Below are 23,952 nucleotides of genomic sequence, written 5' to 3'. Positions count from 1 at the left end.
TATAAAATCGGCTTAAATCGGACTATAGGAACTCATCACCACCGCCGCCACCGAGCATAATTTCGCCGCTGTCACTTAATCGACGCGCAATCGCAAGGATCTCTTTTTGAGCCATTTCCACTTCACTGATCCTTATCGGCCCCATGGCTTCAAGATCATCACGTAATAGCTCACCTGCTCGCTTAGACATATTACCAATAATTTTGTCAGATAACTGATCATCAGCACCTTTTAATGCTTTCATTAGCACATCTTGTTGAACTTCACGCAGCAAAGCTTGAATACCGCGATCATCTACATCAATTAAGTTTTCAAACACAAACATCAGATCTTGAATTTGCTGCGCCATTTCTTCATCAGATTCACGCATGGTTTCCATGATCTGGCCTTCAACACCCGTATCAAGGAAGTTCATGATATTGGCCGCCGCTTTCAAGCCGCCCATTTTCGCAGCTTGTGCGCCGCCTTGTCCGGCAAATTGTTTTTCCATGATGTCGTTTAATTCTTGCAAAGCTGCTGGTTGAACTTCTTCTAAGTTAGCAATGCGCATCATTAAATCTAAACGGGTATTTTCAGGGAACTGACTGAAGATTTCAGCCGCTTGATCAGGCTCTAAATAAGATAAAACAATAGTTTGGATTTGTGGATGCTCGTTTTGAATAATGGTCGCCACTTGGCGTGCATCCATCCACTTAAGCGAATCTAAGCCTTTAGCGCCACTGCCCATAATAATTTGTTCAATCAAATTACCGGCTTTGTCTTCACCTAGGGCCGCAGTTAATGCTTTGCGGACAAACTCTTCACTGTTAAAACCAATGGAAGAAAACTTCTGAATCTCTTCCAAAAACAGCTTATGCACCCCAATGACTTTCTCTTGACCAAAGTCTTGCATGGCGGCCATGGCCATACCGACTTTTTGCACTTGTTTTGGCTCTAAGTGCTTTAAGATTGAGGCGGCATCTGCTTCACTTAAGCTCAGTAACAAAATAGCAGTTTTATCAATGCCACTCAGCTCTTCAAGACTAGCCTGTTCGCCTACGGGTGCTGCCAGGGTATTATTTGCCATCTTCTTGTAACCAACTCTTAATTACTTGGGTAGAAAGTTCAGGTTCATTAGCCACTAATGCCCTAATCGACTTAATCATATCATCATCTTTATGCAGGTTTGGTATTTGAATCGAGCCATCATCGGCATAGCTATAATCTGCTTGTTGGCTATTGAGCATACCCAAGGTATCGGCGGCATACTGATCTTCAATCTCAGCCAATTCATGACCTAAGCGCGGCTCTTCGGGCATCTCGACTTCGTCGTTATTAAACAAACGATTTAACATAGGGCGAATCACAAACAAAATCAGCACTAAGACTAAAAACGCCCCTAACACCAATCTCACCGCGCGCCAAAACCAAGGCTGCTCCCACATTTCAGCGGCGGGCAGCTCTTCAATAAGCTGGTTCATAAACGGTACTGTGACCACTTCTAAGCTATCACCACGTTGACTGGTAAAGCCCATCGCCCCTTCAAGTAAGCGACGAATATTGGTTAGCTCTTGTTCGGTGCGCGGAATGCGGGTCACTATGCCACTTTCATCAGCTGGTCCCGGTTTATAATCAATGGCCACCGACACACTGACTCTGCGCACCACACCCACTTGCTGGCGGGTATGGCTGATGGTGGTATCAAGTTCAAAATTACGGGTTGCTTCTCGATGGCTATTGCCATTAACGGCTGTAGTTTGCTCTGCGCCTGCTTCTTGTGGAATATCTGAATCCATAGGAGGCTGATTGGTTAATGCCCCAGGAATGCCACCCATTGATTGACCGCTTGAATTACGCTCTATGGTCATTTCACTGCGTACAGCGGGTAAATCAGGCGAAAAGCGTTTCGCGGTTTGCTCAATCGCGGTGAAGTCCATGTTGACATCCACTTGAGAAGTGAAGTTTTCAGGGCCTAGAATAGGCATTAATATCGAATCGATTTTGTTACGATATTCTGCTTCTTGATGCTGCACTAATTCAAGCTCGCGGCGGGCTCTTGAGGAGGCGCCATCTTGGCTACCTGAATTTAGCAGGCGGCCATTTGAATCGGTCACTGTCACCCGGCTTGGCTCTAAGCCTTGTACTGCTGAGGCAACAATATCAACGATAGAGTCAATTTCTTCTTGGCCAAGGCTACCACGACGAACGCTCACAACTACGGTAGCGCTAGGTTTAGATTTATTACGGGCAAACACATTTTCTTTGGGAATAGCTAATATCACTTTGGCGCGGCTAATACTTTTTAGCTCTTCTATCACTCTGGCTAAATTAACTTCTTGGCTTTGTTTAAGGCGGGCTTGCTCCATGCGCTGACTAACACCAAAACCGCTGTCTTGGCTTAAATAATCGGTTGGTTGACTACTGGCTTCAACGCCTGCACGGCCCAGCAGCAGTTTGACATTTTGATATTTGTTTTCAGGAATACTGACTACATCGCCGGAGATTTTATAGGCAATTTTATTCTTATCTAAAACGTCCAATACTTGGATCATTTCAGCAGTTTCCATTTGCCCTAACGGCCTATATTCAGGCTCTTGCGCCCAAATAATCATAAATACTGCCAGCACAAGACATACAGCTAAAGCCAATATCATAGTGATTTGACGCATAAAGTCAGCACTACCAAACGAGCTTTTCAAGCCAGGTTTATTTTCCTGCTGAATCCCTGTGCTATCGACTTTATCTGAATCTAATACTAGATCTGTGCTCACAATATTTACCTACTTCAATACCAGAATATCAACAACAATACTATTAATAAAAGCCTAAACAGGCATACTCATAATTTCTTTATACGCTTCTACAAGTTTGTTTCTCACTTGCACCGTTGCTTCAAATGCAACCCCGGCTTTTTCACGGGCAATCACGGTATCAGATAAGGTCACAGTGCTATCGCCCATCTCTAATCGGGTGGCTAAATTAGCTGAGTTTGATTGTAAATCAGCCACGCCACCAACCGCTTGAGATAACAATTGGCCAAAGTCAGCACCAGAAGTATTACCGACTTTTTGAATCATATCCGCTTGAATAGGTAAGCCAAGATTAGGCGAAATCTCACCCTTTAAGGATTGCATTTCTTGTAAAAAAGGATTTGAACTAATCTGCATTGTAAACTCCATTCGTCGGATATTTGACGACTTAAAAACAGTTACAATAGAATTAGCAAGTAGGATGCCAACAATAGCTTAAATACACTTAAGCCCATGAAAAGAGCTTAAAAACAACTTGAAAGGGTGAAAAACACACAAAATAGAACCGCTTTAGTAACATCAAAGCGGTTAAGCTAATATTTTAGAATTTAGAGTTAAGTATAAAAATGAACTAAACGTCGATATTTAAGCAGGGACTTGAATACCCAAGTCACGCATTTTAGCCATTTTATAGCGCAATGTTCTGGCGCTAATTCCCAGCTTCTCAGCTACGTCTTTACGGCTACCATTACATAGATTTAAGGTTTCCAAAATAATCACATGCTCTTGAGCCTGCAGTTCGCCCCCAAGCCCGTCCGTTTCAGCAGCGGCCACGGGTTGCTCATTGGGGCTCAAAGTAACATCTTCAGCTTCAAGAATAATATCCGCGCCAGTTATCTCCTCGCCATTATTCAGTATCAAGGTGCGCTGAATAACATTATCCAGCTCACGGACATTACCTGGCCAGCGATAAGCCAATAAACGACGACAAGCTATCTCATCTAACTCTGGCACTGGTGAGACATTAAATGCCTTAGCATGCTTAACCAGCAAGTGCCTTGCTAAGGGTAAAATATCAGCCGGTCGTTGGTTTAATGCCGGCCAGGTTAGTGGAAATACATTAATGCGGTAATATAAATCTTCTCGAAATGCGCCCGATGTTGCCATGGACTTTAAATCACGGTTTGAAGTGGCAAGTACCCTCACATCAAGGGCTATGGTTTTACGGCCACCTAAACGCTCAACTTCACGCTCTTGCAGTACTCGCAACAATTTGGCTTGCAGCCCTAGCTCCATCTCAGAAATTTCATCAAGCAATATGGTGCCGCCTTGAGCCTGTTCAAATTTTCCAGGGCATGCCTGATAAGCGCCTGTAAAAGCGCCTTTTTCATAGCCAAATAAGGTGGCTTCAAGCATATTTTCAGGTATTGCTGCGCAATTAATGGCGATAAAAGGTTTTTCTGCTCGAGGGCTGTTTTGATGAATATAACGTGCTAGCACTTCTTTGCCCGATCCACTTGGCCCCATGATCATCACTGAGGCATCAGAGCTTGCCACCCGCTGGGCAATATTCAGTAGCGCCAAGCTTTTGTCATCGGCGACCACAGGTTGACCTAAATTTTGTTTAAGGGGTAAGTAGCGAGATACCTGATTTAACAACACTTCAGGCGCAAAAGGTTTAGCCAGATAATCCGCCGCACCAAGTTTTATGGCGCTAACCGCACTGTCAATGGTGGCAAAAGCGGTCATTAATAAAATGGGGACTTTACTATGGTTTTGCTGTAAATAGTTTAATAGCCCTAGCCCGCCAATACCTTCCATTTGCACATCACTGATAACCATATCAAACGTCGTGGTTTTCATGGCAATAATGGCCTCTTCTGCAGAGCCCACATCAACGCAGTCATATTGGGCTAACATCAAGGTATCAAGTAAGGCTTCACGCAGCGCGGCATCATCTTCAACTAACAGTAACTTGGCTTCACTCATGGGATCCCTCCACTATTTTTTTGGCTTGTTCCGTGTCTTTAGCCATAGGAAATGATAGTCGAATTAAGCTGCCTTTGTGGGGCTGCGATGTCACCTGTAATCTGCCGCCATGATTTCTCACCACGGTTTGCACTACCGCTAAGCCTAGGCCTGTCCCTTGGCTTTTAGTGGTAAAAAAAGGCTCCAATACTTGTTGCTGCATCTCTTTTGATAAACCCTTACCGTTATCAATCACATCGATATTAATGCCGTGTTCATCTTCGCCAGTCACAATCTGAATTTCTGTGGCATTGGCCTCTAGGCTGTTCATCACCAGATTGTTAATCGCCGAGCTTAAGGCATTCGTGTTAGCCATAATGTGTTTATCGGTTTGATCAATAAAGTGTAATTTACACTGTTTGTTTTCAACAATGGGCTCACAATTTGCCAGCACAGGCTCAATAATATCTGCAGTAGATGTCGACTCTGCGGCGCCATCTTGTTTGTTTCTTGCCATCAGTAGCATGTCATTAACTTGACGCTCTAGCTCATTAAGCCTATCGACTAACTTGCCTTGAAAACGCTTTTTAGCCGTATCATTTAATTTAGGGCTAGCAAGGTTTGATGCATATAACATCGCGGCCGATAACGGCGTTCTGACCTGATGCGCCAAGGTTGCCACCATTTTGCCCAGTGCTGATAAGCGCTGTAAATGAGATAGGTTTTTCTGTAATAAGCGGGTTTCAGTTAAGTCAGTTAACACAATTAACTGCCCAGGCTCTGGCGACAGCGGAGTAATCGCCAGCTTTACTCGGCGGCCATCTTTTAGTGACACTTCATAACCGTCATCATCTTGGGGTGAAAAAGCGCGGTTAATAATGTCAAACCACTTGGCCCCTTGCAGCGGCCGGCCTAATAAGTCAGTTGCGACTGGGTTGGCCAAGGTCACAATACCGTCACCATTGATAATCACTACACCTGAAGGCATAGCTTGAAGAATATGCGCCATTTGATTAGACATATTAGCTGCCTTTTGCGGACGTGATGTTTCAGCTTGCAGATCGAGGTTCACTGATTGACGCAGTGTAATTGGCGCTGCTGGCGCCTCGCTGACAATTGCTGCAGGCTCGGCTAGTTTGTAGCTATCACAATACTGCGGCTGTTCTACTAGTGATTGCGCTGAATACATGGTCACTCCGTCAAAATAATAACTTTTCACAAGCTAATGCATGAGGTATGCCAGTTTCAGAACATTTATATTTCTGAAAACAAAAAAGCATGCCATAAGGCATGCTTTCTTTTCTTTTTCAATTAATTAAAGAACTTATACTCGTGAGTAATTTAATCCTTACCCATGCCATACTTACGCATTTTTTCAACCAAGGTGGTTCGGCGTATGCCTAACATTTCAGCGGCTCTGGCAACCACGTTATCTTGTTGCTCTAACGCTTGGCGGATCATGTCAATTTCAAGCTCTGCCAATAAATCCTTAAGGTTTACCCCTTCAGGCGGTAATTCACTTGGAAAGCGGGTATCAGGTAGCTCTATGGGTTCCTCATCACTGAAGATAGATGCTAATGCATCACGCTCTTGCTGCTCTTCACTGACTTCAACACAATACTCTGGCACATCGATATAACGATATTTTCTTGGTAAGTCATTCACATCAACCAAGCCACCAGGGAATAAAATCGTTAAACGCTCGACTAAATTCGACAGTTCGCGGACATTACCAGACCAATTATGGGCCTTTAATGATTCGATTGCGCGCTGGGTAAAGCGGATTTTACCGCGGCCTTCGTTAAAAACACGGCTCACAAGCTCTTGCAATAATAATGGCACATCATCACTGCGCTCACTTAATGAAGGCATTTCTATTGGAAACACATTCAAACGATAATATAAATCTTCTCGAAATTCATTTTCGCTGATCATGGTTTCTAAGTCACGGTGAGTGGCCGCAACAATGCGTACATCGGTATTGATGGTTTTAGAACCACCGACACGTTCGAATACTTTTTCTTGCAATACCCGCAGTAACTTTACTTGCATTTGCAGTGGCATGTCGCCGATTTCATCAAGAAACAGCGTGCCATTTTCAGCTAATTCAAAGCGGCCTTTACGGGTTGAAATCGCCCCAGTAAATGAGCCCTTTTCATGGCCAAATAGTTCACTTTCTAATAACTCAGGCGGAATGGCACCACAGTTGACCGGGATAAATGGTCCATCGCGGCGATCAGACATGTAATGAATATTACGGGCTACCACTTCTTTACCGGTGCCAGACTGACCCAGTACCAGCACGGTTGCGTCAGAGCTGGCCACTTGGCTAATAAGGTGTCTGACATTGGCAATACCTTCACTGCGGCCCACTAAACTTCTGAATAGTTTAGTTTGGTTAGCGCTGGTGGGTGTTTGCGGCTGTTTAGCTTGGCCATAGACTTGACAAAAATGCAGTAATTCGGTCAATTGCGGGTAGCTTATTGGCTCAGCAATGGTGCCTAATACGTTGCCACCATTAAGGTTACTTTCACCTGATAATAGCACTGGCTGCCAAGGCATTGATGACTTCACGCTTTTAATAAACTCAGCCGTGACTGATTGGGTATCAAGCACTAACGCCCGATAACGACAGTCTGCGGTTAATGAGGCAAGATCGTCTTTAGTAATTAGATGATACTTTTCATCTAAAAAATCAAAAATACAACAAAGACGAGAGACACGCTCAGAAGGGTCAGCAACAATTAATATTCGTTGTTCTATTTGCATCATTAAGAAGGCCAAAGCTCGAGTTATTATTATTTCACAGCCATTATCACGCTATACGAGATAAAACGGAAGTGCGACTTGATTGTGATTATTATATGCAATATGGATAAATATTTGATAACAAACTCACCACAAATACATTAATACAACATCCTACCTATACGCTTTGGTTACACATAGTGTAAACACGGACATCTGCGCAATATAGTCTAAACGTTTTTATAAAATGAATATTGTATTATCAGCCAGTGAGAATCAAGTGACAAACCACAAAATTACAGCATCTCATTGATTTATGAAACCAACAGACTACTTTACACACAAATGCCAACAAACTGTGACCGGCTTTACGGCATTGAAAACCGACAAAAGGCGCTTGCTGCGCCTTTTGTTAATCAACACTTAACTAGCTTCAGAGGTTACTTGGTGCATTTCTTCTGGGATAGCATCCCAACCTTCTTTAATGGTTCGTAACAACCCCGCTACTTCATCAATGGCTTCAGCATCATTATTGATGTTGGCATCTGATAATCTGCGCAACATAAAGTCATATAACTGAGTTAAATTTCCGGCGACATCACCATCGGCTTCCATATTTAAACTGCCATTAAGCCCAGACACAATGCCAATAGCCTTACCCAATAACTCACCACGGCTGGCGATATCACCTTGATCAATGGCATATTTTGCTTGAGCAAGTCTTTCAAGTGCACCTGCTAATAACATTTGTATAATTCGGTGTGGCGACGCCACTGCCATGCCACTTTCGATTGATACCTTGCGATATGTCTGCAGTGAACCTCTCATAATTACCTACCTATTTGCATCTATAGATTTATATACGTTTATTTGGCGCTTAGCCGCATTGCCAGCCTGAAGTAATAGCTTGCGATGCTCTAACACTCTCGTAGCCTTTATAAATAAAGATTGAGTGTAATCAAACTGACTTTCAAGTACTGCTCTATCAGTAACGCTATCATCGTTAACTAACGCTTGAATGACAATTTGACGCCGCTGAATAAGTACCTGCAATTGTGATACCAACTCATCAACTTGTTCATCTTCCGGTTTAGCCTGTTCTATTTGCGTAATAGCGGAAAACGCTGCTGAATTGAGTTGTTCAAGTTCACTAAGGATGGGATTCACTGAGTACTCCAACGTAGGGGAAATAATGTTAAGCAGTATTTAGGGCTCAAAAGCGAGTTACATCGTCAAAGCATCGCCAAAGTAGCCCTATTGAATTTGTATTAAGTCTTCTTCACCACGCCAGGCATTGAATCTAAGGCATTAAATAAAGAGCTCGACTGAGAGTTAAGGCTTGCCACCACTAAATCCATGGCATTAAATTGCTTATATAAACGGTCACTGTAGGCGCTCATTTTTAAATCTAATGCTTCTCGACTGTCTTCAAGGCGTGATAACTGATTATCAATGGTGTCATTACGGCCATCAATAATGCCACCGGGTTCAAGGTAGCTATCTACAAAGGTATCTAAGCGTGACGCTAGGCCAGTATCCTCAGTAATAAACATCTCTTTAATGCCGCCTTTATCAGCTTCGATGGCCTCTGATAATTTATCATCATCAATTTCTAACAAACCTTCACGGGTCGTAGTAATACCAATATTCATCAGCATTTGTGAGCCACTGCCAGAGCTGGTTTCAAAACTACTGGAAATGATATTTCTGAGCTGACTTTGTAAGCTTCGCGGCAGTGGGTCGCCTTGTAAAATAGCGGCATTTTCAGTGGCTGCATCATAGCGAGACAAGTCCTGAATCGTGGTCATTAAGGCGTTATAACTCTCAACAAACCCCTCAATTGCTGATGAGGCTTTATCGGTATCTTCATCCACGGTAATGGTGGTGGTTTTGCCAATATCAGCATCCGTCAGCTCCAAACTAACCCCGGTAATAATGTCACTGACATCATTTGAGCTTGAAGTCACCTTGACGCCATCAACCGTTAATATCGCATCAAGGGCTGGGGTGAGTTCAGTCATGGCAAAGGCATCGGCTAAGCCTGTGCCGCCATCGGTGTCAGTTGCGGTAACGGTAATTAAATTGTCAGTGCCGGTATTTTTAGAACCTAAAATAAGCTGCGGGCCATTATCGCCATTAATAATGGTGGCGGTGACACCGTCATTATCTTCAGCGGCGTTAATCTTTTCCATGATGTCAGTTAAGCTGTCTTCAGCGCCGACCTCAATATCAAAGCTGTCACTGCCGACACCAATGCTTAACGAACCTTCACCTATGGGGCTATCAGCATCCGCCACGGCAGCAGAGCCAACTTTTTGACTCTGGGCTAATTGCTCGACAATGACTTGATATTTACCCGGTACTGCACTTTCATCTACCGTGGCTTTAAAATAATCACTATTAGATTGGGATACTTTATGGCTGTCAAAGGTTGCAGAATCTGTCAGTAGTTCGAGTTTATCTTGGAACTCTGACAAGGAACTTTTAAGCAAACCAATACCTGATATTTGCGCATTTAGCTTGCCTTCAGAGGTATCAAAACTGGCAATTTTACCGGCGCTTTCAGCATTAACTAGCGCAGTAACAATACCTGCGATATCCATGCCTGAACCAATACCTACCGATGTTAACCCCATAGCGACCTCTGTTTTTTAATTTCTATAATCTAATTAGCACACGAATTAATAACTTTTGAATTTTTACAACTAAAAAATTAGCTAAAACAATAACTAAAACAACAATTGAAAAAATAACTAAACGGCTGTTTCCATAAAAATACTGGCAATATCGGTGAGCTTACTCGCCATTTTTAATGCTTCTTCATTGGGTATTTGGCGGATTAAGTCTCCGGTTTTAATATCAACCACTTTAACCACCGCCACCCCAGACTCTTCGTCAATATTAAAGGCTAAGCCTTTTTGCATTAGCGATAATTGCTCATTAATATCATCAACTGCTTGCTGTAATTGTTCAGCGTCGGCTTTAGCCGTTTCATTGACTTTATCTGTGGTGCGCGCCACATCGCCGGCTTTTTGAATGCCCTCTTCAGCCAGTGCGGTTGATGCTTGGGCGGCATTTTTTTCCGCAAGGGTAGCTAAACTATCTTTACGCACTGCAGTATTGGCCACATTGGTGATATTGACATCCATGATGCACCTCGACAAACTCAATAATTAAAGCAATTAATGCGCCAACTAAGTTTAAATCAATAAAAAATTTAACTTAGTTACCGATGCGGCAATTGCCATACAAAAACAGTCACCCAAACAAGTGACCCATGATTCACTTTACTAAAAAGCACAAAGGGAGAATCGTTGCCGAGTCTCCCTTTAATTCTAGCCTTAGCGTAATGCCAGTGCGTTCTTAGCGCGAAGTTAATTAACGCTTCGATGTCATTATAAAAGAGACAATGCCGTTTGCGGTAACTGGTTAGCTTGCGACAACATCGCTGATGAGGTTTGCGACAGAATTTGCTGCTTAGTTAACTGCGCCGTTTCAGAGGCAAAATCCACATCTTGAATACGGCTACGGGCATCGGTTACGTTAGCTTGAACATTGCTTAAGTTATTAATGGTGAAGTTCATCCGATTTTGCACTGCACCTAAGTCGGCACGTTGGCTATCGATTTGGCCAATAGCAGCATCGATGGTGGCAATGGCTGACTGAGCGCCTGCAGCATGAGAGATATCCAAGTCGGCAACGGTTGCAACCGCCGAGTCATCTGAACCTAATGCTAAACCTGCTGTAGGAGTTACACCAGTACTACCATCACTTTCTGTTGCAGCTATTGTTAATAGATCGCCATTATTACCAATCCCCTCGAAGGTAACATCAGTACCATCTGAAGTTGCTACCACACCAGTACTAGCTGACGCCCCACCTAAAGCTGTATTAATTGCTGAGGCCATAGTGTTAGCATCAGAAACACCGGTTAAATCAACTTTAATAGTTTCCCCTACACCACCACTAGGTGTATAGGAAAACTCAACTTTACCATCACCGGTACCACCAGTGACAATGCTATCGATTTCCGTTTTCACTAATCCGCCCGCAACATCTTTACCTGATTTACTAAGTGCATCTGCAGAAATATCGTTTAAGGTTATTGAGATAGTCTCATTGGCATTAGAGCCCACTTGGAATGCTTGCGTACCATAATTACCATTGAGCAATTTTTGACCACCAAATGCGGTGGTATCAGCAATACGGGTTAACTCTGAGTTTAATGAGTCAATTTCAGTTTGCATCGCGGCGCGGTCATCTGCTGTGTTTGAACCGTTAGCTGATTGCAGTGATAAATCACGCATACGTTGCAAGATATTGGTAGACTCGCTCATGGCACCTTCAGCGGTTTGCGCAATTGAGATACCGTCATTGGCATTACGCATAGCAACCCCAATACCATTAATTTGGCTGGTCATACGGTTTGAAATTTGCAGACCTGCCGCGTCATCTTTGGCGCTGTTAATGCGCAGGCCAGATGATAAACGCTCCATTGAGGTTTGCAGCCCGCCGTTAGCACTGTTTAATGAGTTTTGAGCCTTCATTGAAGTGACGTTAGTATTAACTGAAATAGCCATGTATTGCCTCTCTTATATTTAATAGTGCCTGCCACTCAGGTCAGACGATACTTATCTTCTACAAACACTGTAACGGCGGCGATAAAAAAAGCTTTAGTAAAAAAATTAAACTTTTTATTAAATTCAATTAAAAAAGGCTATTTAATCAGCACATACGCGACCTAAACGGCTATTTTTTAATCACCAATTTAAAGGCTTAAGCAAAAAAAGCAGCCTGAATGGCTGCTTGATTTGTTACACTTGTTGCTCTCGGATAACTTATATTCTTCTCATCGCCACTATATCTGTCGTGGTTGAGTAAAAAGCCATTAGCCCAATAACGACAATGCTGTTTGTGGCAACTGGTTAGCTTGCGACAACATCGCTGAAGACGTTTGTGACAGAATCTGCTGCTTAGTCAACTGCGCAGTTTCTGAAGCAAAATCCACATCTTGAATTCGGCTGCGGGCATCGGTTACGTTAGCTTGAATGTTGCTTAAGTTGTTAATGGTAAAGTTCATCCGATTTTGCACCGCACCTAAGTCGGCACGTTGGCTATCGATTTGGCCAATAGCAGCATCGATGGTGGCAATGGCTGACTGAGCGCCTGCAGCATGAGAGATATCCAAGTCGGCAACGGTTGCAACCGCCGAGTCATCTGAACCTAATGCTAAACCTGCTGTAGGAGTTACACCAGTACTACCATCACTTTCTGTTGCAGCTATTGTTAATAGATCGCCATTATTACCAATCCCCTCGAAGGTAACATCAGTACCATCTGAAGTTGCTACCACACCAGTACTAGCTGACGCCCCACCTAAAGCTGTATTAATTGCTGAGGCCATAGTGTTAGCATCAGAAACACCGGTTAAATCAACTTTAATAGTTTCCCCTACACCACCACTAGGTGTATAGGAAAACTCAACTTTACCATCACCGGTACCACCAGTGACAATGCTATCGATTTCCGTTTTCACTAATCCGCCCGCAACATCTTTACCTGATTTACTAAGTGCATCTGCAGAAATATCGTTTAAGGTTATTGAGATAGTCTCATTGGCATTAGAACCTACTTGGAATGCTTGCGTACCATAATTACCATCAACTAATTTTTGACCACCAAAGGTGGTGGTATCAGCAATACGGGTCAATTCAGCTTGCAGTGACGAGACTTCTTTTTGCATGGCATTGCGATCTTCTGCAGAGTTTGAACCGTTAGCAGATTGCAGTGATAAGTCACGCATACGTTGCAAGATGTTGGTGGATTCTTGCATCGCGCCTTCAGCGGTTTGCGCAATTGAGATACCATCATTGGCATTACGCATAGCAACCCCGATACCATTGATTTGGCTGGTCATACGGTTTGAAATTTGCAGGCCTGCAGCGTCATCTTTAGCGCTGTTAATGCGCAAGCCAGATGATAAACGCTCCATTGAGGTTTGCAGGTTGCCATTAGCGCCATTTAAGCTGTTTTGCGCCTTCATTGATGTGACATTGGTATTAACTGAAATAGCCATGTTACTTTCCTTTTTAGTAGCATTGCCAAGGCTAAGCGCTTGGCTAAACTTGTTAATAAAGTTATTGACCCAGCCGCTCTATCCCTATTGATTTGCGGCTGAAAACGGTTGACTCAATAACCTTTAAACAAAATTAAATGAATAAATTAACATTAAAAGTTGTTGTTAGCTTTTGGGTATTGGTTGCTATTTTATTTGGGCTTTTATTGATAAAACGATTAGTTATATCAGCCTATAAAACACCCTTACCCAATTACTGACATTGCAGTTTCATCGCGCTTGTTAGATGTAATCAAACAAGCTCGTTGAACCTACCTTGCTGAAAACACTTGATACGGCATTAAGTGCTAACTGCTGTTTTTCAAACTCAATAATGGCTTCGGCATAATCTAAATCTTCTAACATCGACAAGGCTGATGCGTTGATCACCTTCTCGTCGGTGTGATTCGATTTGTACTGGTCCATTACTTTTAAGCTGTTGCCAACCTCACCGCGCTTAGCGCTCATTTGATTGACACCACTATCGATATTATTCAACAACTGTGCCAACTCCGCTTTACCTTGTGGGGTTTGTATCTTGTCGCCACTTTGCAGCAAGCTAATTGCCTGGCTAAAACTGTCTAAAATACTGACCTCAGCCATAGGCTCAAGGGTAAAACTGTCGCCCGCCATCGGCTCGCCATCTAGCTTTACTTCCATGCCATTTATCTTAATTGGCATGGAACTATCAAAATCTGCCACTGTTGTCAGTACGTTATTGGCGCTGTCTCTGACTTCAACATCCACCCCACCTGCGCCATTGTCGATAAAAGCAAACTGATAAGTATCTGCAATATGTGCTGCACTATCGGTAATTTTGGCGCTATCGACGCTAAACTCACCTTGCTGGCCTGCCATATAATTGGCGCTATAATCGCCCATGGCATTGAGCGCGTTCATAAAAACAGCATCACCGGGCATATTGGTATCAGTGAGTACCCCTGAGGCAATAATGCTTTCGCGGGTGCCTGAGTCGCCGTTGTAAATAATTTGACCATTGGCATCAAACTCAAATGGTGCGCTGCCAGTTTTATTGCCAGCAAATAAGTAATTGCCTGACTCATCTTTTTTGTTGGCAATGGCAAGCATTTGATCGAGCGTTTTTTGCATTTCATCGGCAATAGTTTGCCGCTCGTTGTCGGTCATGCTGCCGTTTGAGCCACGCAATAATTGCTCTTTCATGCTGCCAGCTAAATTATCTAAATCCCCCAGTAAGGTTTCTGTTTGATTAAGGTGGTTTTCACCGTAATCAATATTTCTTAAATACTGATCAACTAAGTTATTTTGCTGGTTTAACTTATCGATACCAATGGCGGCCACGGGGTCATCACCGGCGGTATTAATTTTTTTTCCTGTGGCTAATTGCAGGAGGGTTTTGCTGGTCTCAGATTGGCCTTTGGCTATGCTGTAGCTGTTTTGCTGAAACATTTGCGCCGTTGAAATTCGCATAATTAATTCTCCTAGCGAACTGAGCTAAGTAATGAGTCAAACATCTGCTGGGCAGTTGTCATGATGCGAGCTGAAGCTTGATACGATTGCTGAAAGCGCATTAAATTGGCCGCTTCTTCATCTAAATTTACCCCAGACTCACTTTGCACTCGGTTATAGGCTTGCTGATACATGGCATCATTTGAGGCCAAGCTCACCGCTGCAGCTTGCGTTTTGCTGCCGATATCCAGTTTGGTGCCTTCAAACACCCCGCTTAAGGTGCTTGAGCCATTATTCATGATGTTGGCATCAGCCAATTGCGCCATTGCAACCGCATTACTGTTGTCGCCTTCGGCAAAGGACAAATCAAAGCTATAGCTGTCAGTGACACCTGCTGAAGATGAGTCGTTAATTTCAAAACTAAAACCAAAGCCGGTGTCAATTTGTGGTGGGGTAAAGGATTTTTCAGCGCCGACTATGGCGCCGTTGGCATCCAGTACTTGAAAAGTATTTTTAGCGGTATCAATTTTGACGGTAAGCTCACTACCCGTTTCAGGGAAGCTGGTATGAGTTCGGTCAATGTCTGTGAGCTTTACACTGGTGTTACCTGAGTTGCCTGAGTCGGCCGAAATTTTAGGTGCGGCTGCGGCTATGCCTCTTGGATCTGTCATTGCCACATTGAGCCCTGCTGCAGCGCCCGCGTTAGGTCTAATTTCAAAACGGTCGCCATCAGCAAAACTGCCAGCATCAATTTCAATACTAAAACCATTGCCGCCTTCAAGCTGATTGCCATTAAGGGTTAGTGGCTCAACTTTGCCTGTTTGGGTGTCTTTAAGCTCATAGGTGTTTGGCGCAGTGAAAGATAATTCGTATGCGCTGCCGGTTAATTGGCCTACATCGTCAATATTAACTTTCAGATTGGCGTCACCAGTATTGGTACTGTAGGCACCGACTCGACCTGCGGCCATGCTGGGGTCGTTAATATCAGTAAAAATATTGCTGCCAATATTGCCGTCTAGGTCAAAACCATTTTGCTGCATTTGGTTAAAGGCATCTGCCACGCCTAAGGCCAGTTGCCCTAGCTCTTGAGAGGCTGGAATTAAGGTTTGATCACGAAAGTTAAATAACTCGCCTAATTGGCCACCTAATTTAGAGCCGTCAATCACTAACGTGCTATTACCGGTTGATGTGGTTAGCCTTGGCTCATTCGAAAAGGGATCGCCCGTAGTGGTGCCGACTTGCATCGCCACTTCACCGGACACTAGCATCACTGAGCCGCCGAGCATGACGCTTTTAGCGCCATTATCTAGCGGGATAACATTAACTTCAGAATATTCGCTTAGCTCTAAAATCAGCGCATCTTGTCGGTCTAATAATTGGCTGTCAGCCCCTGGCGACTTCATGATCTCGAGGTTGATGTTGGCAAGCTCAGTACTGATCTCATTAATGCGATCAGCAACCGCGCCGATTTGCGCATTGGTTTGCTTCATTTGCGAGTCAAGGTGGCTTTGCATTTGATTAAGGCTGTTAGCCACTTGCCCGGCAGAGCTAAGCATGTTGTTACGCATACCGAGATCTGTCGGTAAATCGCCAACATTATTAATGCTGGTAAAAAAGTCATTTAAACTGGCTGGCACCATGGCGCCAATTTGCGAGAACAGCTGATCCATTTCGTTCATTTTGCTGTAACGGGTTTCAGCACCACTCATGGAGGTTTGGCCAATGCGCAGCTCTCTTGCGGCATATTCGTTATAAACCCTTTTCACATCAGATACGTAAGTACCTGTACCATAAAAGCTACTACCGATTTGTTGGGACCCTAATGACGATTGCTCTGCAACTTGGCGGTGATAGCCCACGGTATTGGCATTGGCAATGTTATTACTGGTGACGCCCATTTGCGATTGGGCTGCCATAACACCTGAACGGGCAATGTTTAATAAATCGATAGCCATTAGTTAGTCTCTTTTGGTAATACGGACTTAAGTCCATTGGTTACTGACTCCATGACTTTCAACACTTTATTGGCGTATTGAGGATCAGTTGCGTAACCTGCTTGTTGTAGGGCATGAATAAATTTGGCGGGCTGTGCTGCCACTTTTTTGGCTTCTTGGTAGCGCTCGCCATTGGAGATGAATGACACAAAGTCATTAAAGCTTTGTTCAACGTTGTCGTACATTCTGAAGTCTGCTTGTTGTTTTACTGCCACCCCTTGCTCAAACTCTAAGGTGTTGACTGAGGTTTTATCGCCGTCCCAGCGTCTGTCGGCTTTGATATTAAACAAGTTGTTGCTGGCTGTGCCGTCATCACGACGGATCATTTTTTGACCCCAGCCAGTTTCTAATGCCGATTGCGCCAGTAATACTTCAGGGGTGGTGCCAAGCTGTTTCGCGGCCTTTTCAGCATGGGGATAAAGCACTGAGACAAAATGTTGCGGGCTGTCATACTGATTCGGCGTTGGTGCCATCGATTGCGGCAAGCTATTGCCACTAGTGGCAACACGATCACCAGCCAAAACTTGATCTAATTCTTGGCTATCAATTATCGGCTTAGCCATTGCAGCGTTCGCAGTTGAGATATTAACAGTTGAGTGATCAGACATTGAGTGATTAGGCATTGTGTGGTTAAACATTGACTGATCAGCCTCTGAGCGCTCAGGGGCAGAATTTGCACTCACTACTGTGCTAAGAAAATCTACCGGCTTATTCGTAGAGTTAACTAATGACTGTGCACTGTTAGCGTCAATATTACCGCGCAGCACTGAGGCTGGGGTAAAACCGCTTTCTTGGGGAGAAAGTTGCTGCACCATCATGTCTGCGATGCCCAACATACCTTTGTTTGATAAATCCACCGACATTTGTTGATCGCGCATGTTTTCAAAAAATTCGGTGGTTTCACTGTTCATCGGGCTGTCTGATTTAAAGACTGCGTTAGCTTCACGCATACTTTTCATCAGCATTTGAATAAATATCCCTTCAAACTGTTTGGCGACTTCTTGTAATGCCGCCTTCTCGTCTTTCTGGGCCTTGGAACGTAATGAATCTAGTCCCCCTAGATCCAGATAGTTCGATGAATTTGACAGCTTTTCCATAGTCATACCGACAATTTTTAGATGATGATAAGCTCTCCATGCAAAGCGCCTGCCATCTTTAACGCTTCTAATATTGCCAGTACATCTGAAGGGGCAGCGCCCACCAAATTTACCGCTCTGACTAGCTCATCGAGCGAGGTGCCAGGGTCAAATAAAAACATTCGGCTATCGTCTTGGGCAACATCTATGGTGCTATCGGTTGTAACAACCGTTTGACCATCCGAAAACGGATTAGGTTGTGATACTTGGGTCGCTTCAGCAATGGTGACGGTTAAGCCACCATGGGTCACAGCTGCTGGCATTAAGCGTACATTTTGCCCCACCACTATGGTGCCTGTACGCGAATTGACTATCACTTTGGCTGACTCATCGGCCATATCAACTTGAATGTTTTCAAGGGTCGATAAAAATGACACTCTTTGGGATGCATCACGAGGCGCACTCACTTGCACCGAGGTAGCATCAAGCGCCCTTGCCATACCGGGGCCAAGCAAATCATTAATGGCTTGTTCCATGTTTTTGGCGGTTGAAAAATCTGCACGGCGCAAGTTAAAGGTGAGGTGATCGCCACTGGCAAAAGGTGACATCACGCTGCGCTCCACAATAGCGCCGCTAGGAATACGCCCAACGGTAGGAGTATTTTGTATCACCCGTGAACCGTCTTGACCTTCTGCGCTAAAGCCACTGACCACCAAGGTGCCTTGGGCAATGGCGTAAACATTACCATCAACCCCTTTTAAGAAGGTTTGCAGCAAGGTGCCGCCACGTAAGCTTTTTGCTTCACCAATACTTGATACCGTGATGTCAAGATTTTGACCGGGCTTAATAAAGGCAGGCATTTCTGCATGCACGGCTACCACAGCGGCATTTTTGGTTTTAGGGTTAACATTATCGGCTAAATTAATGCCGAAGTTTTTTAGCATGGTTCTAAAGGTTTGTTCGGTATAACGGGTTTTTTCACCTGTGCCGGGTAACCCCACCACTAAGCCGTAACCAATTAATTGGTTACTTCGTACCCCTTGGACATTGGCAATATCTTTAATGCGCTGGGCTTGAATTGGCTGTGACAGCAACACCATGCTGAGCAATAATAAAATGAGGGATTTGATTTTCATGGTTAACTCCTTAGAAAGGCCACCATTGGCCCATAAAGAAGGAGCTTAACCAACCCACTTTTTGGACATCGGCAAAAGTGCCGGTACCGCTATATTGAATCCGAGCATTGGCAACACGGGTGGATTCAACGGTATTATCAGGAGTGATATCTTGACTACGTACCATGCCAGTAACGCGAATAAACTCATCACCATTATTAATTGAAATCCACTTTTCGCCGCGAATAACTAAATTGCCATTGTTAAGCACTTGCATGACATTGGCTGAGATGCTGCCGTCTAAACTGTTTGACTGATCGGCATCTGACTCACGCTTGGTATTCATGTCATCTGAATAACGAAAATCTAGCGGAATTCCTTTAATCGACAGATTGCTGCCACCGGCATAAACCGGATCGACGCTTAAATCAGAGCCTCTTTTAATTTCGTTATTGGCACTTTTCTTCGCTTGGGTCGACTCATTAAGCAATACGGTAATAATGTCACCCACTTTGTGGGCACGAATATCCGAGTACAAACTGGATGATTGATGATCCATGTAAATTGAACCCGTTGACACCATTTGGGTTGGCGGCGCTTCTGGGTAAACAGGCGCATAAAATGGATCATCGGCTATGGGTTTTTGCTGAGTTGAGCTGCAACCCAGCATCACAAATGCTGATGCTAAGACTAAAACCTTATTCATCATCCCCTCTCTTATCATCAAAGCTTATAAGTTCTGTGTTACGTAAGACATCATCTGATCAACAGCTGATATCACTTTCGAGTTCATTTCGTAATTACGTTGACTTTGGATCAAGTTAACCAGTTCTTCAGTCACGTTAACGTTTGACGTTTCAAGCGCCCCTTGACGAATAGCCCCTAAACCATCCAATGAAGCCGTGCCCTGAATCGGCGTGCCACTGGCACCGGTTTCGGTGTAAAGGTTTTGCCCTAGTGGGTCTAACCCCGATGGATTAATAAAGTCGCTCATGGCTAACTGACCAATGACGGTATTTTCTGTAGCACCTGAAAGTTTCACTGAAACTTCACCTTCAGATGACACTGTGATTGAAGTGGCATCATCAGGAATGGTGATGGCAGGCTGGATGACATAACCCGAACCTGGGGTCACAATTTGGCCATTTTCATCTAGGCTAAATTGGCCGTTACGGGTATAAGCTGCGGTGCCATCTGGCATTTCAACTTCAAAAAAGCCTGGACCTTCAATCATTAGATCTAAGGCATTGTCTGTGGTTAACATATTGCCTTGGGTAAACATCTTTTGCGTGGCAACCACTTTGGTACCCGCACCGAGGTTTAAGCCATTAGGTAGTTTGGTGTTATCAGCACTGACGCCGCCCGCTTGGTTAACGGTTTGATAAAGCAAATCTTCAAACACTGCGCGGCTTTTTTTATAGCCAATGGTACTGGCGTTGGCCACGTTGTTAGAAATAACCGAAATGTCGGTTTGTTGGGCATCTAGGCCGGTTTTACTGATCCATAAAGCAGGATGCATAATAATTACTCCTAACTAATTCTCATTAAAGCTGACGAGGCGCGATCAAGATCTTCGGCGTTTTTCATCATCTTCACTTGCATTTCGTATTGGCGCTGAATATCAATTAGCGCCACCATTTCAGATACCGCATTGACATTACTGCCTTCAACTGCGCCACTTTCAACTTGAACATTGGGATCATTAGGGATGTTTTGCCCTGTGGTTAAACGAAACAAGCCATCCTCACCGCGCATCATGTCGGCGTTGTTGGGGTTAACCAATTTAATCCGCGCAACTTCTTCGACTATGTCGGCTGTGGCGCCTTGGGGTCTAACCGAGATAATACCGTCAGGGGAGATTTGCACTTTTTCAACCGGCAGTGGCAGCACAATTGGCCCAGCCTCCCCCATAATCGGATTGCCACGCGCATTAGTGAGTAAGCCGGTAGTGTCAAAATTTAGACTGCCTGAACGGGTATAGGCTTCACCGCCATCAGCAGCTTGCACAGCTATCCAGCCTTTATCTTTAACGGCAATATCTAAATCACGACCTGTGGTTTTAAGTGGGCCTGAGTCAAAGTTATGCCCGGGGCTTTCTGTCATTGCAAAAACACGAGTCGGTAAACCTTCGCCAAAAGCTTGCATAGAGCGTGCTTGAACCAAATCAGCTCTAAAGCCGTCAGTATTCACATTAGCTAAATTGTTGGCTCGCACCGCCAAAGCATTCATATTCTGCTTAGCGCCGCTCATGGCAACATAAAGTAATTTGTCCATTTACCGCTCCGTCAAACTTTCTTCATAACAAAAGATATACACAGAACTAGCAATCAACGTGCCAAAAAATTAAGGGTTTGAGTTTTAGATGAAATTTGCAGTTATAAACAGCGGGGAATTTTACAAGATAAGCAATATTGGGCAGGTTAATGGCTGTAGTAACGAGGTGAAGAATGAGGTGAACAATAAGGCAAAGAGTTGCCATGGCGGCAACTCTTTACTAAAGCGCGAGATTACTAAAGCGCGAGATTAATTAGCGGATCTGCAATACCGTTTGGTTAAGGGTATTGTTCACTTCAAGGGTACGTGAGTTGGCTTGGAAGTTACGTTGAGCTGAAATCAAATCCACCAGCTCGGTGGTTAAATCAACATTTGATTGCTCAAGTGCTGACGAGCGAATACTACCAAAAGTGCCGCTATTGGCCTCACCTGCTAGTGCTGGGCCTGAGTCTAAGCTGGCTTTCCAAGAGGTATTACCTACTTGAGTTAAGCCTTGCTCATTAGAAAAGCGTACTAATGCTACCCGAGCTAATGGCACGGTTGAACCGTTACTGTAACTGGCTGTTACTAAACCGTCATCGCCGACACCGACATTGGTTAAGCGCCCGACTGTGGTGCCATCTTGGGTTAACTCTGTCACTTCAAACGGTGAGGCGTATTGAGTAGGATTATTAAAATCGATGTTCACCTTTTGCGAGCCGTCAGCGCCGGTGCCGATAACACCTGCGCCATTACTACCTAGTTCAACCGTAGACACTACCGCAGGATCAGATCCTGTATAAGTTCCGGCATCATTAAATGTAAGTACTGAGCCTTTCCAGCCGGATGCGTTTTCAGCGGTACCAGTTGAATCAGCAATACCATCACCAGTAGTATCTGTTGGGAATGAACCACCCGTTGGCGCATCAATATCCACTTGCTTGCCATCAACAGCATAAAAGGCAACCCAGTTATTCTCACCAGTATGGGAACCACCTTCTGGTTTAACAAAATAAGTGGTCAAGATATGAGCCTCACCAAGTGAATCATAAATCGTTACTGAGGTTGAGTTATTGTAAGTATCTGCGTCATCTGGATCAAAGTTTGCTGGATCAAGTTCTTCATCACCAACATTGAGGTTCATTTGAAAACCAACGTTACCGGTTTTCACTGGGCTACCTGCAGTATCGGGGATTTTAATCGGTTGGGTGGTGGTTAAACTCACTGAAGTCGAATTACCATCAGCATCCACAGGGAAACCCTGTAAATAGTTACCGGCTGAATCTGTCATAAAACTTTCTGAGTTTACTTTAAATGCACCTGCACGGGTGAATGCATGATCTTGGCTGCCCGCTTCAGATGAAGTAACAAAGAAACCACCGCCACTAATAGCCATATCTAAGGAGTTGTTAGTAAACAGTAAGCTACCTTGCTGAAACTGTTGCGCTACGTGAGTTGTGGTTGCGCCGCCGCCCACTGCGGTATTACCATTTGAAAAAATTGAATTAGCATAAACATCGGCAAATTCAGCGCGAGACTCTTTAAAACCAATGGTATTGACGTTGGCAATGTTATTAGCCGTGGTGTTGAGATCTTTTTGAGCAGCTGCGATACCACTCAATGCAATATTAAACGACATAAATCACCTCTTAGCGCTTTAAATTAGGTTCTGTGTGGCTGCCAGATTTCTGGCAGCTTATTATTGTTTGTGTTATTAACTTTCTGCCACTGCCAGTACATCAGACAATTGAATACCACCTAGGCCTCTGAGGTTAAGGATCGGACCGCTGGCGACACTGCCTAAAGACACACTAGTGACATGGGCATAAGTTGAAACCGCTAAATCTTCGGCGTTGCCATCAACTTTACCGTTAGCTTTAATGGCATACATGCCTTCTTCTACGGGTTCGCCATCTTTATCAAGGCCATCCCAGCTGACATCAATGTTGCCGCCTGCAGAGCCATCAACCTCAAAGGTTTTAATCACTTGGCCTGACTCGTCTTCAATGGTGACGGTAATGGTATCGATTGGCTGTGGCGTACTAATGACACCGTTAATGACTGGGTTTTCTTCTGAGACATGGCCAATATCTGATGGAATGAGCACCTTTTGCCCCACTAAGCCCGAGGCTTGTAATGCCTGACTTGAGCTCATCACACTGTTCAAATTCAAAATTTCAGCATTTAAGTTGGCAATACCATCAACGGTCGCGAAGGACGCCATTTGTGCGATCATCTGATCGTTTTCAACAGGTTTAAACGGGTCCTGCATTGACAGCTGTTGACTCAAAAGCGCAAAGAAATCCGATTGGGTTAGCTCTTGGCTTTTAGCTTCTCCGGTTTCGGTGGTGCTAGCTGATTGCGCAGCGGTTAGGCTATCTAAAAAGCTACTGTCTGATACCTGTGTAGTTTGTGAGTTTGTCGCCACTGAATTAGTGGAGACGGTGGAAGCCGTGGTAGACGTCTGCAACTGCGGTAATGACTGACTACTGTAAGGATTAACGAGGCTCATTGTTTACCTCCAAC

Annotated in this window: 21 protein-coding genes; all 21 read right to left on the bottom strand. The window is 44.2% G+C overall.

Going from position 1 to position 23,952, the window contains the following annotated elements; genetic code table 11:
* Positions 1-22: 22 nt before the first annotated feature.
* A complete protein-coding gene (fliG, locus tag BCU57_RS01975) occupies positions 23-1,066 on the bottom strand; it encodes a flagellar motor switch protein FliG (RefSeq protein WP_102439488.1) in 1,044 nt (347 codons plus the stop codon).
* Positions 1,056-2,750, bottom strand: coding sequence for a flagellar basal-body MS-ring/collar protein FliF (fliF, locus tag BCU57_RS01970; RefSeq protein ID WP_102439487.1), 1,695 nt, complete (start codon positions 2,748-2,750; stop codon positions 1,056-1,058). Before fliF ends, fliG begins: the two co-directional genes overlap by 11 nt.
* Positions 2,751-2,804: 54 nt before the next feature.
* On the bottom strand, positions 2,805-3,146 hold the full coding sequence (gene fliE, locus BCU57_RS01965; protein ID WP_102439486.1) for a flagellar hook-basal body complex protein FliE: 342 nt from the start codon (positions 3,144-3,146) through the stop codon (positions 2,805-2,807).
* Between the two features lie 228 nt (positions 3,147-3,374).
* Entirely contained in the window at positions 3,375-4,718 is a 1,344-nt protein-coding gene (locus tag BCU57_RS01960; RefSeq protein ID WP_102439485.1) for a sigma-54-dependent transcriptional regulator, read from the bottom strand.
* Positions 4,711-5,886 (bottom strand): sensor histidine kinase, encoded by a 1,176-nt coding sequence (locus BCU57_RS01955; RefSeq protein WP_102439484.1) that lies wholly within the window; start codon positions 5,884-5,886, stop codon positions 4,711-4,713. The genes BCU57_RS01960 and BCU57_RS01955 overlap by 8 nt, the downstream gene beginning before the upstream one ends.
* A gap of 152 nt (positions 5,887-6,038) precedes the next feature.
* Complete coding sequence (locus BCU57_RS01950; RefSeq protein WP_102439483.1) at positions 6,039-7,469, bottom strand: sigma-54 dependent transcriptional regulator; 1,431 nt, start codon at positions 7,467-7,469, stop codon at positions 6,039-6,041.
* Between the two features lie 399 nt (positions 7,470-7,868).
* Entirely contained in the window at positions 7,869-8,273 is a 405-nt protein-coding gene (fliS, locus tag BCU57_RS01945) for a flagellar export chaperone FliS (RefSeq protein ID WP_102439482.1), read from the bottom strand.
* 6 nt (positions 8,274-8,279) lie between these two features.
* The gene (locus BCU57_RS01940) at positions 8,280-8,612 is read right to left on the bottom strand and encodes a hypothetical protein (protein ID WP_102439481.1); all 333 of its coding nucleotides are present in this window, start codon (positions 8,610-8,612) and stop codon (positions 8,280-8,282) included.
* A 101-nt stretch (positions 8,613-8,713) separates the two neighbouring features.
* A complete protein-coding gene (gene fliD / locus BCU57_RS01935; RefSeq protein ID WP_102439480.1) occupies positions 8,714-10,081 on the bottom strand; it encodes a flagellar filament capping protein FliD in 1,368 nt (455 codons plus the stop codon).
* A 117-nt stretch (positions 10,082-10,198) separates the two neighbouring features.
* Entirely contained in the window at positions 10,199-10,594 is a 396-nt protein-coding gene (locus BCU57_RS01930; protein WP_102439479.1) for a flagellar protein FlaG, read from the bottom strand.
* Positions 10,595-10,840: 246 nt separating this feature from the next.
* Complete coding sequence (locus BCU57_RS01925; protein WP_413211386.1) at positions 10,841-12,025, bottom strand: flagellin; 1,185 nt, start codon at positions 12,023-12,025, stop codon at positions 10,841-10,843.
* 308 nt (positions 12,026-12,333) lie between these two features.
* Positions 12,334-13,521, bottom strand: coding sequence for a flagellin (locus tag BCU57_RS01920; RefSeq protein WP_413211385.1), 1,188 nt, complete (start codon positions 13,519-13,521; stop codon positions 12,334-12,336).
* A 282-nt stretch (positions 13,522-13,803) separates the two neighbouring features.
* Positions 13,804-15,009 (bottom strand): flagellar hook-associated protein FlgL, encoded by a 1,206-nt coding sequence (flgL, locus tag BCU57_RS01915; RefSeq protein ID WP_102439326.1) that lies wholly within the window; start codon positions 15,007-15,009, stop codon positions 13,804-13,806.
* A gap of 11 nt (positions 15,010-15,020) precedes the next feature.
* A complete protein-coding gene (gene flgK / locus BCU57_RS01910) occupies positions 15,021-16,943 on the bottom strand; it encodes a flagellar hook-associated protein FlgK (protein WP_102439327.1) in 1,923 nt (640 codons plus the stop codon).
* Positions 16,943-18,079, bottom strand: coding sequence for a flagellar assembly peptidoglycan hydrolase FlgJ (gene flgJ / locus BCU57_RS01905; protein ID WP_102439328.1), 1,137 nt, complete (start codon positions 18,077-18,079; stop codon positions 16,943-16,945). The genes flgK and flgJ overlap by 1 nt, the downstream gene beginning before the upstream one ends.
* A gap of 17 nt (positions 18,080-18,096) precedes the next feature.
* Positions 18,097-19,158 (bottom strand): flagellar basal body P-ring protein FlgI, encoded by a 1,062-nt coding sequence (locus BCU57_RS01900; protein WP_372001736.1) that lies wholly within the window; start codon positions 19,156-19,158, stop codon positions 18,097-18,099.
* Positions 19,159-19,204: 46 nt separating this feature from the next.
* Complete coding sequence (gene flgH / locus BCU57_RS01895; RefSeq protein ID WP_102439334.1) at positions 19,205-19,879, bottom strand: flagellar basal body L-ring protein FlgH; 675 nt, start codon at positions 19,877-19,879, stop codon at positions 19,205-19,207.
* Between the two features lie 24 nt (positions 19,880-19,903).
* The gene (gene flgG / locus BCU57_RS01890) at positions 19,904-20,692 is read right to left on the bottom strand and encodes a flagellar basal-body rod protein FlgG (protein ID WP_102439330.1); all 789 of its coding nucleotides are present in this window, start codon (positions 20,690-20,692) and stop codon (positions 19,904-19,906) included.
* Positions 20,693-20,703: 11 nt separating this feature from the next.
* On the bottom strand, positions 20,704-21,447 hold the full coding sequence (gene flgF, locus BCU57_RS01885) for a flagellar basal-body rod protein FlgF (RefSeq protein WP_076540191.1): 744 nt from the start codon (positions 21,445-21,447) through the stop codon (positions 20,704-20,706).
* A 253-nt stretch (positions 21,448-21,700) separates the two neighbouring features.
* The gene (gene flgE, locus BCU57_RS01880; RefSeq protein ID WP_102439331.1) at positions 21,701-23,065 is read right to left on the bottom strand and encodes a flagellar hook protein FlgE; all 1,365 of its coding nucleotides are present in this window, start codon (positions 23,063-23,065) and stop codon (positions 21,701-21,703) included.
* A gap of 75 nt (positions 23,066-23,140) precedes the next feature.
* Positions 23,141-23,938: a flagellar hook assembly protein FlgD gene (flgD, locus tag BCU57_RS01875; protein ID WP_102439332.1), complete on the bottom strand. Its 798-nt coding sequence runs from the start codon at positions 23,936-23,938 to the stop codon at positions 23,141-23,143.
* Between the last annotated feature and the right edge of the window lie 14 nt (positions 23,939-23,952).

Source organism: Shewanella sp. 10N.286.48.B5 (genome assembly GCF_002874355.2).
In the GTDB taxonomy this organism is placed as follows: domain Bacteria; phylum Pseudomonadota; class Gammaproteobacteria; order Enterobacterales; family Shewanellaceae; genus Shewanella.
Note: the sequence above shows the minus strand (reverse complement) of the source record. Positions and strands in the feature narration are given on the sequence as shown.

Excerpts from the sequence above, each read along its gene's own strand:
- fliG (WP_102439488.1), bottom strand. The coding sequence starts at position 1,066 with ATGGCAAATAATACCCTGGCAGCACCCGTAGGCGAACAGGCTAGTCTT.
- fliE (WP_102439486.1), bottom strand. The coding sequence starts at position 3,146 with ATGCAGATTAGTTCAAATCCTTTTTTACAAGAAATGCAATCCTTAAAG.
- BCU57_RS01960 (WP_102439485.1), bottom strand. The coding sequence starts at position 4,718 with ATGAGTGAAGCCAAGTTACTGTTAGTTGAAGATGATGCCGCGCTGCGT.
- BCU57_RS01955 (WP_102439484.1), bottom strand. The coding sequence starts at position 5,886 with ATGTATTCAGCGCAATCACTAGTAGAACAGCCGCAGTATTGTGATAGC.
- BCU57_RS01950 (WP_102439483.1), bottom strand. The coding sequence starts at position 7,469 with ATGATGCAAATAGAACAACGAATATTAATTGTTGCTGACCCTTCTGAG.
- fliS (WP_102439482.1), bottom strand. The coding sequence starts at position 8,273 with ATGAGAGGTTCACTGCAGACATATCGCAAGGTATCAATCGAAAGTGGC.
- fliD (WP_102439480.1), bottom strand. The coding sequence starts at position 10,081 with ATGGGGTTAACATCGGTAGGTATTGGTTCAGGCATGGATATCGCAGGT.
- BCU57_RS01930 (WP_102439479.1), bottom strand. The coding sequence starts at position 10,594 with ATGGATGTCAATATCACCAATGTGGCCAATACTGCAGTGCGTAAAGAT.
- BCU57_RS01925 (WP_413211386.1), bottom strand. The coding sequence starts at position 12,025 with ATGGCTATTTCAGTTAATACTAACGTCACTTCAATGAAGGCTCAAAAC.
- BCU57_RS01920 (WP_413211385.1), bottom strand. The coding sequence starts at position 13,521 with ATGGCTATTTCAGTTAATACCAATGTCACATCAATGAAGGCGCAAAAC.
- flgL (WP_102439326.1), bottom strand. The coding sequence starts at position 15,009 with ATGCGAATTTCAACGGCGCAAATGTTTCAGCAAAACAGCTACAGCATA.
- flgK (WP_102439327.1), bottom strand. The coding sequence starts at position 16,943 with ATGGCTATCGATTTATTAAACATTGCCCGTTCAGGTGTTATGGCAGCC.
- flgJ (WP_102439328.1), bottom strand. The coding sequence starts at position 18,079 with ATGGAAAAGCTGTCAAATTCATCGAACTATCTGGATCTAGGGGGACTA.
- BCU57_RS01900 (WP_372001736.1), bottom strand. The coding sequence starts at position 19,158 with ATGGTGTTGCTGTCACAGCCAATTCAAGCCCAGCGCATTAAAGATATT.
- flgH (WP_102439334.1), bottom strand. The coding sequence starts at position 19,879 with ATGAATAAGGTTTTAGTCTTAGCATCAGCATTTGTGATGCTGGGTTGC.
- flgG (WP_102439330.1), bottom strand. The coding sequence starts at position 20,692 with ATGCATCCTGCTTTATGGATCAGTAAAACCGGCCTAGATGCCCAACAA.
- flgF (WP_076540191.1), bottom strand. The coding sequence starts at position 21,447 with ATGGACAAATTACTTTATGTTGCCATGAGCGGCGCTAAGCAGAATATG.
- flgE (WP_102439331.1), bottom strand. The coding sequence starts at position 23,065 with ATGTCGTTTAATATTGCATTGAGTGGTATCGCAGCTGCTCAAAAAGAT.
- flgD (WP_102439332.1), bottom strand. The coding sequence starts at position 23,938 with ATGAGCCTCGTTAATCCTTACAGTAGTCAGTCATTACCGCAGTTGCAG.